This is a genomic window from Pseudomonas sp. HN2-3 (assembly GCF_020691745.1).
GTDB lineage: Bacteria > Pseudomonadota > Gammaproteobacteria > Pseudomonadales > Pseudomonadaceae > Aquipseudomonas > Aquipseudomonas capeferrum.
The window spans coordinates 1,905,366-1,921,493 of record NZ_CP085704.1 but is presented as its reverse complement, the minus strand read 5'-3'; the positions used below and the strand labels follow the sequence as shown (position 1 = coordinate 1,921,493).

General features: G+C 64.3%; 14 protein-coding genes. 13 read left to right on the top strand and 1 reads right to left on the bottom strand.

The genetic code is table 11. From position 1 onward, the window contains the following. Window positions 1-89 precede the first annotated feature (89 nt). The 13 genes from LJX93_RS08740 to LJX93_RS08680 all read left to right on the top strand — a co-directional run bounded on the left by LJX93_RS08740 (window position 90) and on the right by LJX93_RS08680 (window position 15,304). Window positions 90-2,315, top strand: coding sequence for an NADP-dependent isocitrate dehydrogenase (locus tag LJX93_RS08740; RefSeq protein WP_033696729.1), 2,226 nt, complete (start codon window positions 90-92; stop codon window positions 2,313-2,315). Window positions 2,316-2,467: 152 nt separating this feature from the next. Next, window positions 2,468-2,908 carry an NUDIX hydrolase gene (locus LJX93_RS08735; RefSeq protein ID WP_033696728.1) on the top strand — a complete coding sequence of 147 codons (441 nt, stop codon included), beginning with the start codon at window positions 2,468-2,470 and terminating at the stop codon, window positions 2,906-2,908. A 59-nt stretch (window positions 2,909-2,967) separates the two neighbouring features. Then, window positions 2,968-4,092, top strand: coding sequence for a tRNA 2-thiouridine(34) synthase MnmA (mnmA, locus tag LJX93_RS08730; protein ID WP_033696727.1), 1,125 nt, complete (start codon window positions 2,968-2,970; stop codon window positions 4,090-4,092). After that, window positions 4,089-4,715, top strand: coding sequence for a high frequency lysogenization protein HflD (gene hflD, locus LJX93_RS08725; protein WP_047581833.1), 627 nt, complete (start codon window positions 4,089-4,091; stop codon window positions 4,713-4,715). Before mnmA ends, hflD begins: the two co-directional genes overlap by 4 nt. 189 nt (window positions 4,716-4,904) lie before the next feature. Then, entirely contained in the window at window positions 4,905-6,275 is a 1,371-nt protein-coding gene (purB, locus tag LJX93_RS08720; RefSeq protein ID WP_033699922.1) for an adenylosuccinate lyase, read from the top strand. Between the two features lie 81 nt (window positions 6,276-6,356). Continuing rightward, the gene (locus LJX93_RS08715) at window positions 6,357-7,523 is read left to right on the top strand and encodes a cupin domain-containing protein (protein ID WP_033696725.1); all 1,167 of its coding nucleotides are present in this window, start codon (window positions 6,357-6,359) and stop codon (window positions 7,521-7,523) included. Continuing rightward, window positions 7,516-7,950 carry a GNAT family N-acetyltransferase gene (locus LJX93_RS08710; protein ID WP_033696724.1) on the top strand — a complete coding sequence of 145 codons (435 nt, stop codon included), beginning with the start codon at window positions 7,516-7,518 and terminating at the stop codon, window positions 7,948-7,950. Before LJX93_RS08715 ends, LJX93_RS08710 begins: the two co-directional genes overlap by 8 nt. Window positions 7,951-8,105: 155 nt before the next feature. Beyond that, window positions 8,106-10,064, top strand: coding sequence for a DNA topoisomerase III (locus LJX93_RS08705; protein ID WP_227697296.1), 1,959 nt, complete (start codon window positions 8,106-8,108; stop codon window positions 10,062-10,064). Window positions 10,065-10,172: 108 nt separating this feature from the next. Next, window positions 10,173-11,462, top strand: coding sequence for an NAD(P)/FAD-dependent oxidoreductase (locus tag LJX93_RS08700; protein WP_095064364.1), 1,290 nt, complete (start codon window positions 10,173-10,175; stop codon window positions 11,460-11,462). Then, on the top strand, window positions 11,455-12,006 hold the full coding sequence (locus LJX93_RS08695; RefSeq protein WP_033696721.1) for a helix-turn-helix domain-containing protein: 552 nt from the start codon (window positions 11,455-11,457) through the stop codon (window positions 12,004-12,006). The genes LJX93_RS08700 and LJX93_RS08695 overlap by 8 nt, the downstream gene beginning before the upstream one ends. 15 nt (window positions 12,007-12,021) lie before the next feature. Next, window positions 12,022-13,368, top strand: coding sequence for a glutamine synthetase family protein (locus LJX93_RS08690; RefSeq protein WP_077068516.1), 1,347 nt, complete (start codon window positions 12,022-12,024; stop codon window positions 13,366-13,368). A 182-nt stretch (window positions 13,369-13,550) separates the two neighbouring features. After that, window positions 13,551-14,381, top strand: a complete 831-nt coding sequence (locus tag LJX93_RS08685; protein WP_047581828.1) for an alpha/beta fold hydrolase — start codon at window positions 13,551-13,553, stop codon at window positions 14,379-14,381. A gap of 143 nt (window positions 14,382-14,524) precedes the next feature. Next, window positions 14,525-15,304, top strand: coding sequence for a TSUP family transporter (locus LJX93_RS08680; RefSeq protein ID WP_033696718.1), 780 nt, complete (start codon window positions 14,525-14,527; stop codon window positions 15,302-15,304). Here the strand turns inward: LJX93_RS08680 and nudC are convergent. After that, window positions 15,272-16,102 (bottom strand): NAD(+) diphosphatase, encoded by an 831-nt coding sequence (nudC, locus tag LJX93_RS08675; protein ID WP_033696716.1) that lies wholly within the window; start codon window positions 16,100-16,102, stop codon window positions 15,272-15,274. The genes LJX93_RS08680 and nudC overlap by 33 nt on opposite strands. Window positions 16,103-16,128: the final 26 nt, after the last annotated feature.

Below are 16,128 nucleotides of genomic sequence, written 5' to 3'. Positions count from 1 at the left end.
ACTTTCCGCTCATGGCGTCGCCAGGGCGAAGCGCCTACCCTGCGCACCTCGAGACTCGAGTACGCTCAGCACATAGAGAGTTAAACCGCATGCCCACCCGTTCCAAGATCATCTATACCTTCACCGACGAAGCCCCTGCCCTCGCCACCTACTCGCTGCTGCCGATCGTCGAAGCGTTCACCGCCTCGGCCGACATCGCCGTCGAAACTCGCGACATTTCCCTGGCTGGCCGTATACTCGCGGCTTTCCCGGAGCAACTGGGCGCCGAGAAGCAAGTAGGCGATCACTTGGCGGAACTGGGCCAACTGGCTACCACGCCTGAAGCCAACATCATCAAGCTGCCAAACATCAGCGCCTCGGTACCGCAGCTCAAGGCCGCGATCAAGGAACTGCAAGGCAAAGGCTTCAACATCCCCGATTACGCCGACGAGCCGTCCACCGAGGCCGAGAAAGAATCCCGCGCCCGCTACGACCGCATCAAGGGCAGCGCCGTCAACCCAGTGCTGCGCGAAGGCAACTCCGACCGCCGCGCCCCGCTGTCGGTCAAGAACTACGCACGCAAGCACCCGCACAAGATGGGCGCCTGGGCTGCCGACTCGCAGTCGCACGTTGCCCACATGACCCAAGGCGACTTCTACGGCAGCGAAAAGGCCGCGCTGATCGAGGCTGACGACAGCCTGCGCATCGAGCTGGTCGGCAAAGACGGCACCACCACCGTTCTGAAAGCCAAGACTGCGGTCAAAGCTGCCGAGATCGTCGACTGCGCCACCATGAGCCGCAAGGCCCTGCAAGCCTTCATCGCCGAGCAGATCGCCGATGCCAAGGCCTCTGGCGTGCTGCTGTCGGTGCACCTGAAAGCCACCATGATGAAGGTCTCCGACCCGATCATGTTCGGCGTCATCGTCGAAGCGTTCTACAACGACGTACTGGCCAAGCACGCCGCCGCACTGGCTGAAGTGGGCTTCAACGCCAACAACGGCATCGGCGACCTGTACGCCCGCATCAAGGACCTGCCAGCTGACAAGCAGGCCGAGATCGAAGCCGACATCCAGGCGCTGTACGCCGTTCGCCCGGCCCTGGCCATGGTCAACTCCGACAAAGGCATCACCAACCTGCACGTGCCGAGCGACGTCATCGTCGACGCCTCGATGCCGGCCATGATCCGTGACTCGGGCAAGATGTGGAACACCGCTGGTGAGCTGCAGGACGCCAAGGCGATCATCCCGGACCGCTGCTACGCCGGCATCTATCAGGCCACCATCGAAGACTGTAAGGCCAACGGCGCCTTCGACCCGACCACCATGGGCAGCGTACCGAACGTCGGCCTGATGGCGCAGAAAGCCGAAGAGTACGGCTCCCACGACAAGACCTTCCAGATCCAGGCCGATGGCGTGGTGCGTGTGGTCGATGGCAAAGGCCAGGTCGTGCTGCAGCAGAACGTCGAAGCGGGTGACATCTTCCGCATGTGCCAGACCAAGGACGCGCCGATCCAGGACTGGGTCAAGCTGGCCGTCAACCGTGCCCGCCTGAGCAACACCCCGGCGGTGTTCTGGCTGGACCCGGCGCGCGCCCACGACGGCGTGATGATCGAGAAGGTGCAGCAGTACCTGAAGGATCACGACACCACCGGCCTGGACATCCGTATCCTGGCACCGGTCGACGCCATCAAGTTCTCCCTGGCCCGCATCCGCGAAGGCAAGGACACCATCTCGGTGACCGGCAACGTGCTGCGCGACTACCTGACCGACCTGTTCCCGATCATGGAGCTGGGCACCAGCGCCAAGATGCTGTCGATCGTGCCGCTGATGAACGGCGGCGGTCTGTTCGAAACCGGCGCTGGCGGTTCGGCACCCAAGCACGTGCAGCAGTTGGTCGAAGAGAACTTCCTGCGTTGGGACTCGCTGGGTGAGTTCCTGGCCCTGGCCGCTTCCCTGGAGCACCTGGGCAACACCTACGACAACCCGCGAGCCAAGGTCCTGGCCAACACCCTGGACCAAGCCACCGGCAAGTTCCTCGACACCAACAAGTCGCCTTCGCGCAAAGTCGGTGGTATCGACAACCGCGGCAGCCACTTCTACCTGACCCTGTACTGGGCCGAAGCCCTGGCCGCCCAGACTGACGACGCCGCCCTGCAGGCGCGCTTCGCCCCGCTGGCTAAAACCCTGGCCGAGAACGAAGCGACCATCGTCGCCGAGCTCAACGCCGTTCAGGGCAAGCCGGCCGACATCGGTGGCTACTACGCCACGGATGCCGAGCTGACCGCCAAGGTAATGCGCCCAAGCCAGACCTTCAACAGCGCCATTGCCGCTCTGTAAGGTTCGCTTGATGTAACACCGCAAACCCCGGCCACGCACCGGGGTTTGTGCTTTTTAGCCGCAAGCTGCAAGCCACAAATCAAAGCAGCCCGCGTACTGCTTCGACTTGTGGCTTGCAGCTTGAAACTTGCTACTTAGGGAGAGAATCGACCGTGTCTTGGCAACCCCATATCACCGTCGCCACCGTCGTCGAGCATGAGGGCAAATTCCTCTTCGTCGAAGAGTTCAAAGCTGGCCAGCATGTCTTCAACCAGCCCGCTGGCCACCTGGAACCCAACGAAACCCTGCCCCAGGCCGCCCTGCGCGAAACCCTCGAAGAAACCGCCTGGGAAGTCGAACTGACCGGCGTGGTCGGCATCTACCTGTACACCGCACCCAGCAATGGCGTGACCTACCAGCGCATCTGCTTCGCCGCACGCCCGGTGCGCCATCACGCCGACCTGGGGCTGGACAGCGACATCGTCCGCGCCGTCTGGCTGACCCGCGACGAGCTGCTCGCCGACCCTAGCCGCTGGCGCAGCGAGCTGGTGGCGCGCTGCCTCGACGATTACCTGGCCGGCCCGCTGCACAGCCTCGCCCTGCTGCGCGACTGACGCGCGGCCTCGGGTTTGATAGAATCGGCGTTTTTCCCCTCTGATACACATCGGTAGCCATGACCAGCCCAGCACTCAAAGACCCCGCCAAGACCCGCGTCATCGTCGGCATGTCCGGCGGCGTGGACTCTTCCGTCTCCGCCCTTCTGCTCATGGAACAGGGCTACCAGGTGGAAGGGCTGTTCATGAAAAACTGGGAAGAGGACGACGGCACCGAATACTGCACCGCCCGCGAAGACCTGGCCGACGCCCAGGCCGTGTGCGACCGCATCGGCATCAAGCTGCACACCGCCAACTTCGCCGCCGAGTACTGGGACCACGTGTTCGAGCACTTCCTCGAAGAATACAAGGCCGGCCGCACGCCCAACCCCGACATCCTCTGCAACCGCGAAATCAAGTTCAAGGCGTTTCTCGACTACGCCCTGTCGCTGGGTGCCGACCTGATCGCCACCGGCCACTACGTGCGCCGCCGCGACACCGGTGAGCTCACCGAGCTGCTCAAGGGCCTGGACCCGAACAAGGACCAGAGCTACTTCCTGCATGCCGTCGGCGGCAAGGAAATCGCCCGCACCCTGTTCCCGGTCGGCGAACTGGAAAAACCCGAAGTCCGCGCCATTGCCGAAAAGCACGGCCTGGCCACGGCCAAGAAAAAGGACTCCACCGGTATCTGCTTCATTGGCGAGCGCCGCTTCAGCGACTTCCTCAAGCAGTACCTGCCGGCCCAGCCAGGTGAAATCCAGACTACCGACGGCGAAGTCATCGGCCGCCATCATGGCCTGATGTACCACACCATCGGCCAGCGCCAGGGCCTGGGTATCGGCGGCCTCAAGGATGCCGGTGACGAGCCGTGGTACGTGCTCGACAAAGACCTCTCGCGCAACGTGCTGGTGGTCGGCCAGGGCAATGAGCACCCGTGGCTGTTCTCCCGCGCCTTGCTGGCCTCGGACATCTACTGGGTCAACCCAATCGACCTGTCCAGCCCACGCCGCCTGACTGCCAAGGTGCGTTACCGCCAGGGCGACCAGGGTTGTACCCTTGAGCGCAGCGAAAACGGCTACCGCGCGGTGTTCGACGAGCCGCAGCGGGCCGTGACGCCCGGCCAGTCGGTGGTGTTCTACGACGGCGAGGTATGCCTGGGTGGCGGCGTGATCGAGACCGCCGAGCCCTGGAGCCCGCGCGCATGAGCAACCTGCAGGAGCAATTGATTGCCCTGGGCGGTGTGTTCCAGGCCGCCGTGCTGGTCGACCGCATCGCCCGCACCGGCCAGGCCAGCGAGGCCAACATCGGCTGCATGCTGGGTAGCCTGCTGGTACGCGACCCCAAGGACACCCTGGAGGTGTTCGGCGGTGACGACCTCAACCTGCGCGACGGTTACCGCGCCCTGGTCGGCGCGCTCGAGCGCGACCCCAGCAGCCTGCAGCGCGAGCCACTGCGCTATGCCCTGTCGATGCTGGGCCTGGAACGCCAGCTGGCCAAGCGCGGCGACCTGCTCGACACCATCGGCAACCGCCTGCCGCAGATCCAGTCGCAGGCCGACCATTTCGGCCTGGTTCATGAAAACGTCATCGCTTCCAGTGGAGCCTTGTACCAGGACACCCTGAGCACTTTGCGCCAGCGTATTCAGGTACACGGCGACATGCGCTTCCTGCAGCAGCCCAGCAACGCCTCGAAGATCCGCGCCCTGCTGCTGGCCGGCATCCGCGCCGCGCGCCTGTGGCGCCAACTGGGCGGCCATCGCTGGCAGTTGGTGTTCAGCCGCCGCAAGCTGCTCAACGAACTGTACGACATGATGCGCACGCCGTCCTGAAGAAAAACGCCGGACCTGTAGGAGCGGCCTTGCGTCGCGAAAGGGCTGCACAGCAGCCCCAGAATCGCCGCCCCAGCATAGATTGCCGGGGCCGCTGCGCAGCCCTTTCGCGACGCAAGGCCGCTCCTACAGGCATTTTTCATGTATGATATGCGCCCTTCCAAAAGCCTGACTGTCCGAGAACACCCCATGCAGCTTTCCTCGCTCACTGCGGTTTCCCCTGTAGACGGCCGTTATGCCGGCAAAACCCAGGCCTTGCGCCCCATTTTCAGCGAATACGGCCTGATCCGTTTCCGCGCCCTGGTCGAAGTCCGCTGGTTGCAGCGCCTGGCCGCCCACCCGCAAATCGGCGAAGTGCCGGCGTTCTCCGCCGAAGCCAACGCCGTGCTGGACACCCTGGCCACCGATTTCAAACTTGAGCACGCCGAACGCGTCAAGGAAATCGAGCGCACCACCAACCACGACGTCAAGGCCATCGAGTACCTGCTCAAGGAGCAGGCTGCCCAGCTGCCTGAGCTGGCCAAGGTCAGCGAGTTCATCCACTTCGCCTGCACCAGCGAGGACATCAACAACCTGTCCCACGCCCTGATGCTGCGCGCCGGCCGTGACGAAGTGCTGCTGCCGCTGATGCGCCAGATCGCCGACGCCATCCGCGCCCAGGCCCACGCCCTGGCCGACGTGCCGATGCTGTCGCGCACCCACGGTCAACCGGCTTCGCCGACCACCCTGGGTAAAGAGCTGGCCAACGTCGTGTACCGCCTGGAGCGCCAGATCGCCCAGGTGGCCGCCGTGCCGCTGCTGGGCAAGATCAACGGCGCCGTAGGCAACTACAACGCCCACCTGTCGGCCTATTCGCAGATCGACTGGGAAGCCAACGCCCGCGCCTTCATCGAAGACGAGCTGGGCCTGCAGTTCAACCCGTACACCACCCAGATCGAGCCACACGACTACATTGCCGAGCTGTTCGATGCGATCGCCCGCTTCAACACCATCCTCATCGACTTCGACCGCGATGTGTGGGGCTACATCTCCCTGGGCTACTTCAAGCAGAAGACCGTCGCGGGCGAAATCGGCTCGTCGACCATGCCGCACAAGGTCAACCCGATCGACTTCGAAAACTCCGAAGGCAACCTGGGTATCGCCAACGCGCTGTTCCAGCACCTGGCCAGCAAGCTGCCGATCTCGCGCTGGCAGCGTGACCTGACCGACTCCACCGTGCTGCGCAACCTGGGCGTGGGCTTCGCACACAGCGTCATCGCCTACGAAGCCAGCCTCAAGGGCATCGGCAAGCTGGAAGTCAACACTGCACGCATCGCCGCCGACCTGGACGCCTGCTGGGAAGTGCTGGCCGAGCCGATCCAGACGGTCATGCGCCGCTTCAATATCGAGAACCCCTACGAGAAGCTCAAAGAGCTGACCCGTGGCAAGGGCATCACCCCTGAAGCGCTGCTGACCTTCATCGACGGCCTGGACATGCCAGCCGACGCCAAGGCCGAGCTCAAGCTGCTGACCCCTGCTACCTACATCGGTAACGCGGCAGCACAGGCCAAACGCATCTAAGCTGACCGTCGCGTTCAACGCCCGGCTTAGCCGGGCGTTTTTATTCCCGGACGAAAATTACCTTTTTTCAATAGGTTGAACATGAATCCTGATACTCCACTGCAGCTGCTGGGCGGCATCTCTGCCCGCGAATTCATGCGCGACTACTGGCAGAAGAAGCCCCTGCTGGTACGCCAGGCCTTCCCCGACTTCATCAGCCCGATCGAACCCGACGAACTGGCCGGCCTGGCGCTGGAAGAAGAAGTCGAATCGCGCCTGGTGCTCGAACACGGCGAACGCCCTTGGGAACTGCGTCGCGGCCCGTTCGAGGAAGATGTCTTCGCCACCCTGCCCGAGCGTGACTGGACCTTGCTGGTACAGGCCGTGGACCAGTTCGTCCCGGAAGTAGCCGAACTGCTGCAAGAGTTCCGCTTCCTGCCCAGCTGGCGCATCGACGATGTGATGGTCAGCTTCGCTGCCCCCGGTGGCAGCGTCGGCCCGCACTTCGACAACTACGACGTGTTCCTGCTGCAAGGCCACGGCAAGCGCAACTGGAAGATCGGCCAGATGTGCAACAGCGACAGCCCGCTGATCGAGCACGCCGACCTGCGCATCCTGGCCGACTTCGAACAGAGCGGTGAGTGGACCCTGGAGCCCGGCGACATGCTCTACCTGCCGCCGCGCCTGGCCCACTACGGCGTAGCCGAGGACGACTGCCTGACCTACTCGGTCGGTTTCCGTGCCCCGAGCGCCGCCGAAGTGCTGACCCACTTCACCGACTTCCTCGGCCAGTTCCTGCCGGACGAAGAGCGCTACAGCGACGCCGACGCGCAGCCGGTCAGCGACCCGCACCAGATCCAGCACGATGCCCTCGACCGCCTCAAGGGCCTGCTCGACAAGCACATGGGTGACAAGGACCTGCTGCTGACCTGGTTCGGCCAGTTCATGACCGAGCCGCGCTACCCGGAGCAGGTGGTGGGTGAAGAGCTGAACGAGAAAGAGCTGATCGAAGCCCTTGAGGATGGCGCCATCCTGATCCGTAACCCAAGTGCGCGCATGGCCTGGTCCGAGCTCAATGACGACCTGATGCTGTTCGCCAGCGGCCGTAGCTGCCCACTGCCCGCCAAGCTGCGTGAGCTGCTGAAGCTGGTCTGTGCGGCGGACGCGTTACACATCGAAAACCTTGCAGAGTGGTTGGAGGATGAAGATGGCCTTATGCTGGTACAGCAGCTGATCAAACAAGGAAGCCTGGGATTCGCCAATGAATAAGATTCGTGTGCGCCTCGCCGACTGGCATAAGGACAACGCCGACATCCGGCGTATCCGTGAAGCGGTGTTCATTGCCGAACAGCACGTACCGCCAGAGCTCGAGTGGGACTCGGACGATCCGACTGCGGTGCACTTCCTGGCCCTGGAGGGTGACTACCCGATCGGTACCGCCCGCCTGCTGCCCGACGGCACTATCGGCCGAGTATCGGTACTCAAGGACTGGCGCGGGCTGAAGGTGGGCGATGCACTGATGAATGCGGTCATCATCGAAGCCCAGCAGCGCGACCTGAAGCAGCAGACACTCAGTGCCCAGGTGCACGCCACGCCGTTCTACGAGCGCCTGGGCTTTCGCGTCGTCAGCGAAGAGTTCCTTGAAGCCGGCATCCCGCATGTGGACATGGTGCGCGACTCTCGCGAAATCGCCTGATCCCTAAGCGTTTGCCTGCACTGCCCCGCGAAAGGGGCAGCGCAGGCAAAACATCTCGACCGACAAAACCTGTACATCCATCCAGATAAAACTTGCCTCTGCGCCCCTGCTTGCGCATCCTAGTGCCCATCACCCCCGATGAAGCGTTTGCGGCCATGCGCCTGTTCCTCTGCGAAAAACCCTCCCAGGCAAAAGACATCGCCAAAGTACTCGGCGCCACTCGCAAGGCCGACGGCTGCTGGCAAGGCACCGAAGTCTGCGTGACCTGGTGCATTGGCCACCTGCTCGAAACCGCCCCGCCCGACAGTTACGACGAACGCTACAAGCGCTGGAACCTCGCCGACCTGCCGATCATTCCCGAAAAATGGAAGATGCTGGTCAAACCCAAGACCGCCAGCCAGTTCAAGGCCGTCAAGCGCCTGCTCGGCGAAGCGCGCGAACTGGTGATCGCCACCGACGCCGACCGCGAAGGCGAGATGATCGCCCGCGAACTGGTCGAGCACTGCCGTTACCGCGGGCCGATCCAGCGTTTGTGGCTGTCGGCACTCGACGATGCCTCCATCCGCAAGGCCCTGGCGCGCCTGCTGCCCGGCCAGGAGACGTTCAGCCTTTACCACTCGGCGCTGGGCCGCTCCCGTGCCGACTGGCTGATCGGCATGAACATGAGCCGGCTGTTTACCTTGCTCGGCCGCCAGTCCGGCTACCAAGGGGTGTTGCCGGTAGGCCGGGTGCAGACGCCGACCCTGCGCCTGGTGGTGGACCGCGATCGCAGCATCGCCGACTTCGTGCCAGTGCCGTTCTGGGCCATCGACGTGCAACTCGAACATGCCGGCCAAGGCTTCAATGCCCAATGGCGGGCCCCGGAGGACGCCTGTGACGATCAGGGCCGGTGCCTCAACCCGGCCTTGGCGCAACAGGCTGCCGCCGATATGAGTAACGCGGGCACGGCCCGAGCGGTCAAGGTGGCGACAGAACGCGTGCGCGAAGCTGCCCCCCTGCCCTTCGACCTGGGCACCCTGCAGGAGCTGTGCTCGAAAAAGTTTGGCCTCGGCGCCCAGGAAACCCTCGACATCGCCCAGGCCCTGTACGAAACCCACAAGCTGATCACCTACCCGCGCAGCGACTGCGGCTACCTGCCACTGAGCCAGCACGCCGAGGCGCCCGCCATTCTCGCAGCGTTGCAGCGCGCCGATAGCAGCCTTGCGCCGCTGCAGCCTTACCTTGAGCCACAGCGCCGCTCCCGTGCCTGGAACGATGCCAAGGTCAGTGCCCACCACGGCATCATTCCCACAGCAGCGGCCAGCGACCCCGCGCGCCTGCCCGCCAAGTACAAAGCGGTCTACACCTTGATACGTGCCCGTTACCTGGCGCAGTTTCTGCCCAACCACGAGTACGACCGCACCCAGGCCGATTTCGACTGTGCGGGCCATGCCCTGCGCGCCGTGGGCAAGCAGATCGTCGAGCCTGGCTGGCGGCGTGCCTTGCCCGAGGCATTGACCCCGGCCAAAGGCCGCGAGGCAGCGCCAGCCCAGGTCCTGCCAGCCTTGCGCGAAGGCCAGGACTGCAACGTACAAAGCCTGCAGCTGAAGGACATGTGGACCCAGCCGCCCAAGCCCTTCACCGAAGGCGACCTGATCAAGGCGATGAAGAACGTCGCCAAACTGGTAGATGACCCTCGGCTGAAACAGAAGCTCAAGGAAACCACCGGCATCGGCACCGAAGCGACCCGGGCCAGCATCATCCAGGGCCTGCTCGACCGCGGCTACCTGGTCAAGCACGGCAAGGCCTTGGCCGCTACGCCTGCGGCCTTCAGCCTGATCGACGCCGTGCCACGCGCTATCGCCGACCCCGGCACCACGGCAATCTGGGAGCAGGCCCTGGACATGGTGCAGAGCGGTGAAATGAGCCTGGAAGAGTTCGTCGCCCGGCAGTCGGCCTGGATGGGCAAGCTGGTCGAGCGCTGCAGCGGCATGCGCATGACCATCACAGGGCCGGCAGCCGGCGCCGCGCCGCCCTGGAAAAAGAAGCGCCGGGGCGGCGGGAAAGGCAAAACCACCGCAAGCAAGGCGGCCGCAGGCAAGCCAAGGCAACCGAGGAAAAAGGCGGCAACCTGACCCCTTGCAATGCCAAAACCACAAAACCCGACAAACAAACTGGCGCCGTGAAATTTACCTGCTAAATTTTCATGAAAATAATGATAAAAATTTTCATGAGGCCCCGGCATGTTCAAGCAATCCGCGCAACACATTGCCACCTACTACGCCCAGACCTACCCCACCCCTATTCCTCTACGCCCTACTCTGCAAGGCCCACACGACACTGACGTGCTGATTGTCGGCGCCGGGTTCAGCGGCCTGCACACCGCCCTGCGCCTGGCCATGGCCGGCAAGCGAGTGACGCTGCTGGAAGCCAGCCGTGTGGCCTGGGCTGCGTCCGGGCGCAACGGTGGCCAGGCGTTGCTGGGCTGGTCATGCGACATGCCGCCGTTGGAAAAAGCCCTCGGCATCGAACGCACTAGGCGCTTGTGGGACAGCATGTGCTGGGCCGCCGATGAAATGCGTGAACTGCCGCAACGCCATGGTTTCGATGTCGACTATCGGCTTGGCAGCTTGTGGACCGCCGTGTTGCCACGGCGGGTGAAGATGCTTGAGGATGCCCTGCATGACGCCCAGGCCAAGTGGGGCTATGACGCCCTGCGCCTGATTGGGCGCGATGAGCTGCCCCAGTGGATCGACAGCCCGCGCTACCAGGCTGCGCTGTATGACGCCAAAGGTGCACACCTCAACCCGCTCAAGCTGGCCCAGGGCCTGGCCAGCACTATCGAGGCAGCCGGCGGGCACATCTTCGAGCAAAGCCAGGTGCTCGACTACCAGAAGACCGGCAACGGGTATGTCACCCGCACCGGCCATGGCGAGGTGCACAGCCAGGTCCTGGTGCTGGCCTGCAACGCCTACATCGACCGCCTCGACCCGGCACTGTCGCGCCGTTTGCTGCCCGTTGGCTCCTACCAGGTAACGACCGCGCCACTGGAAGCCGACTTCGCCAAATCATTACTGCCGCGCAACAGCTGCGTGATCGACAACCAGTTCGTGCCCGACTATTTCCGCCTTACCCCCGACAACCGCCTGCTGTTCGGCGGCGGCTGCACCTACCTGGGCGGCATCCCCAAGGACGTGGCCGGCGCCACCCGCCCCTACCTTGAACGGGTGTTCCCGCAATTGGCTGGGGTGGCCATCGACTTTGCCTGGGGCGGCCACATCGACTGCAGCATCCAGCGCACGCCCGACATCGGCCGTGACGGCCAGCGCTATTGGTTGCAGGGTTTCTCCGGTCATGGCGTGCTGCCTACCCTGGCTGGGGCGCGGGCGGTCAGCGATGCGATCCTCGGCAACGACGACCTGCTGACGCTGTACCAAGGCATCGACAACGGTCGCTTCCCTGGCGGCGACTTGATAGCCGCACCGCTGGAGGCCGCGGCCAAAGCCTGGTACAGGTTGCGCGACCATGTCTGATGAAGTTCAAACACTGGCGGTGCTGATCCGCGACCTGCGCAAGCACCGCGGGCTGACGCTTGACGAGCTGGCCGGCAAGGTCAAGCGCTCACTGGGCTTTCTCTCGCAGGTCGAGCGCGGCCTGTCGCGCCCGACCGTGGCCGACCTGACGGCCATCAGCGAAGCCCTGCACGTGCCGACCACCTACTTCTACCAGGCCGGCCAGCCGCGCCCGCTGGACTGGGTCACCCGGCCCGGTGAACGGCGCACGATCTACTACGCCGAGGGCATCAGCGACGTGCTGGTATCGCCCACCCTCAATGGCGGCTTCTCCATGCTCGAAAGCCACCTGGCGCCTGGCGCCAGCAGTGGCGAGGGGCACCTGAACGACAGTTCCGAGCAAGGCGGCTTCGTCCTCGAAGGCGAGCTGACGCTTTGGCGCGAAGGCCACGCCGAGGCGGTGACGCTGCGGCGCAACGACAGCTTTCAGCTCCCCCCGCACAACCAGTTCCGCTACGCCAACCTGACCGACCAGACGACCCGGGTCCTCTGGGTCTTCCGATGAGAGCACAGCATGACCATCACCACAGGTTTTCCCGATCTGCTCAGTGAAGTACGCGCGTTCCGTGCCCGCTACCCCGACGTACGCCACGTCGACCTGCTGAGCCTGGATATCCCCGGGCATTTCTACGGCAAGCGCTACCCCATCGACATGCTGGAAAAGGTCGCCGCCGGCAGCCCGCTGAAACTGCCACAGAACTGCGTGCTGCTGGGGGTACAGGGCGGGTTGTTCCCGATTGGCGACTATTGCTTCAACGATGGAGACCCGGATGCGCTGCGGCGCCTGATCCCCGGCACCCTCAAGCCGGTCACCTGGGAGCGCGAGCCGCTGGGCCAGATGCTGATCAGCTCCGATGGCACCGCAGCGCCCATCGAGTTCGAGCCACGAGAAGTGCTCGCCCGCGTGTTGCAGCGCCTGGCCCGGCGCGGCATTCGCCCGGTCGTGGCGTTCGAACTGGAGTTCTACCTGTTTGAGCGGGCACTCAAGGAAGGCCTGCCACAGTTTCCGCGCGACCCGTTCAGCGATGACCCGGACGATCAGCCCAACATGCACATCGAGCGGCTATCGCGCTTCAGCGATGTGCTGCGCGACATGGTCGAAACGGCCAACGCGCAAGGCGTCGACGCCAATGTCATCACCGCGGAGCTTGGGCCGGGCCAGTTCGAAATCAACTTCGGCCACTGCGACGACGGCCTGCGCGCCGCCGACTGGGCAGCCCTGTTCTGCCGCAGCACCCGTGGCGTGGCGCTCAAGCATGGCCTGCGCGCCTCGTTCATGAGCAAACCCTACCTGCAAGCCCCGGGCAGCGGCATGCATGTGCATGTAAGCCTGTATGACAACGACGGCAACAACCTGCTGGCCGCCGACGGGCAGCGCCCGCTGCGCCAGGCGGTGGCAGGTTGCCTGGCGACCCTGCCGCACTGCATGCCGATCTTTGCCGCCAACCACAATGCATTTCGCCGCTATGGCGCCATGGTCAACGCTGCCAGCCGTGCGAGCTGGGGCTTCGAGGACCGCGATGCGTGCATCCGCATTCCCGAGTCCGATGCGCGCAATTTACGCATCGAGCATCGTCTGGCGGGTGCCGACGCCAACCCGTACCTGGTGCTGGCGGCGATCCTGTGTGGCATGGAGCATGGGCTGGATGCGGCGCGGGAGCCGATTGCGCCGCTGAACGAAGACCGTGGCAGCGGTATCGACTTTCCGAAGGACATGCTCAGCGCCGTAGCCGCGATGCGCAATCACCCGGCGGTGAATGAGGGGCTGGGCGAAGAGTTCGTGATGGTGTATTGCGAGAACAAGCGTCAGGACCATCTGGCGTTCATGCAGGAGGTCAGTGCCAGAGAATATCGATGGTTCCTGTAATGACTTGATTGTCAGTGCTGGCCCTTTCGCGGGGCCAGCCCGCTCCCACAGGTCTCCCACAAGGTTGGAGATTGTAGTGGGAGCGGGCTTGCCCCGCGAAAGGGCCGGTACTGACAAGACCAAAATCTCTCCTGTTCTCAATAGCTCACTTGGCAATCCCCCTGCACAGAGGAGCCGCGACCATGAGCTACGTAACCACGAAGGATGGCGTTCAGATCTTCTACAAGGACTGGGGCCCGCGCGATGCGCCGGTCATCCACTTCCACCACGGCTGGCCGCTGAGTGCCGACGACTGGGACGCCCAGCTGCTGTTTTTCCTGGCCGAGGGCTTTCGCGTGGTCGCCCACGACCGCCGCGGCCATGGGCGCTCCAGCCAGGTGTGGGACGGCCATGACATGGACCACTACGCCGACGACGTGGCGGCCGTTGTCGAACATCTGGGCATCCAGGGCGCGGTGCATGTAGGCCACTCGACCGGCGGCGGCGAAGTGGTGCGCTACATGGCGCGCTACCCCGGCGACAAGGTCGCCAAGGCGGTACTGATTGCCGCCGTGCCACCGCTGATGGTGCAAACACCTGCCAACCCGGGCGGCCTGCCCAAGTCGGTGTTCGACGGCTTCCAGGCCCAGGTGGCAGATAACCGGGCGCAGTTCTACCGCGACGTGCCGACAGGGCCCTTTTATGGCTACAACCGGCCTGGCGTCGAACCTGCTGAAGGCATCATCGGCAACTGGTGGCGCCAGGGCATGATCGGCAGCGCCAAGGCGCACTACGACGGCATCGTTGCGTTCTCGCAGACTGACTTCACCGAAGACCTGAAGGGCATCAACCAACCGGTTCTGGTGATGCATGGCGACGATGACCAGATCGTGCCCTACGAGAATTCCGGCCCGTTGTCAGCTAAGTTGCTGCCTAACGGCACGCTGAAGACTTACAAAGGCTACCCGCACGGCATGCCCACCACCCATGCCGATGTGATCAATGCCGATTTGCTGGCGTTCATCCGCAACTGAAGCGGTGCCAGTGCGGGCCCCTATGGCAGCGGGTTTACCCGCGAAACGGCCCGCACTGGCAACACCCACTCGTCAGGATTACCATGTCCCACTTCTAGCGCGGCCGTTTGCCGCACCCTTGCCTCCCTGCCTGCCAGATACCAATGCCCTTCGAACTCACCGTAGAACCCCTCACGCTGCTGATCCTGGCCCTGGTCGCCTTCGTCGCCGGCTTCATCGACGCCATCGCCGGCGGTGGTGGCCTGCTCACCACCCCGGCATTGCTGACGGCCGGCATGCCACCGCACCTGGTGCTGGGCACCAACAAGCTCAGCTCCACGTTTGGCTCGGCCACCGCCGGTTTCACCTACTACAAGCGCAAACTGTTCCACCCTGCGCAGTGGCGCCCGGCACTGTTCGCCACCTTGGTCGGCGCCTCGCTGGGCGCAGTGATCGCCCACTACCTGCCCGCCGAATGGCTGAACAAGATGCTGCCGGTGGTGGTCTTCGCCTGCGGGGTCTACCTGCTGTTCGGCGGCACGCCAAAGGCACCGCTGGATGCCAATGCGCCGATCAAGAAGAAATGGCAAGTGCCGCAAGGCTTCACCCTGGGCTTCTACGATGGCGTGGCCGGCCCCGGCACCGGCGCGTTCTGGACCGTGAGCACCCTGCTGCTGTACCCCATCGACCTGGTGCGCGCCAGCGGCGTGGCACGCAGCATGAACTTCGTCAGCAACATCGCGGCGCTGACGGTGTTCATCATTTCCGGGCAGGTGGACTACATCGTCGGCCTGGCCATGGGCCTGTCGGTGATGGTCGGCGCCTTCTTCGGCGCACGCACGGCGATCAGCGGCGGCAGCAAGTTCATCCGCCCGGTGTTCATCACCGTGGTGCTGGCCTTGACCGTGCGCCTAGCGTGGCAGCACTGGTTCGGGCAGGCCTAAACGCCGAGCCACATACAGGTCGATCAGGTAGCGGGCGATGGAACGCCCGGCCGGCAGCGGCGGCAGGTCGTGCACGCTGAACCACTGGGCGTCCTCGATCTCGTCCGGTTGCATCACAATCTCCCCGCCCGCGTACTCGGCATGGAAGCCCAGCATCATCGAATGGGGGAACGGCCAGCACTGGCTGCCAACGTACTGGATGTTCTGCACCTCGACCGCCACCTCTTCACGCACCTCGCGTACCAGGCAGTCCTCGGCCGACTCGCCTGGCTCGGCAAAGCCCGCCAGGGTGCTGTAGACACCGGTGACAAAACGCGGCGAGCGCGCCAGCAGAATCTCGTCACCGCGGGTGACCAGCACGATCATGCTCGGCGAAATGCGTGGGTAGCTGCGCAGGTCGCACGGCTGGCAATACATTGCCCGCTCCCAACGGATTTGCGTCATCGCCTGGCCGCAACTGCCGCAGAACCGGTGTTCGCGGGCCCAGGTGCCGATCTGCGCGGCGTAGCCCAGCACCTTGTACAGGGCGAAGTCGCCTTCGAGCATGAACGCACGCAACCCACGCCAGGCACACCCCGGCACGTCGGTGGCGGTGCGCAGTTCGAGCAGGAACACCGGCTGGCCATCGAAGTGACCGATACCATGCTCGCACAGTACGTCCAGGTCCTGGCGCTTGAGCCACTCGCGGGGGAACAGCGCGCCGTTGTCGTCCACCAGGAACCCTTCCGGGCTGCGGGCGACGGCCCAGCCCCCGGTGATCTGCGGGTCGAGTACTGCGGTAGTCCAGCGTGCTGACATGTTGGGGGTTCCTTGCTGAGCGCCCC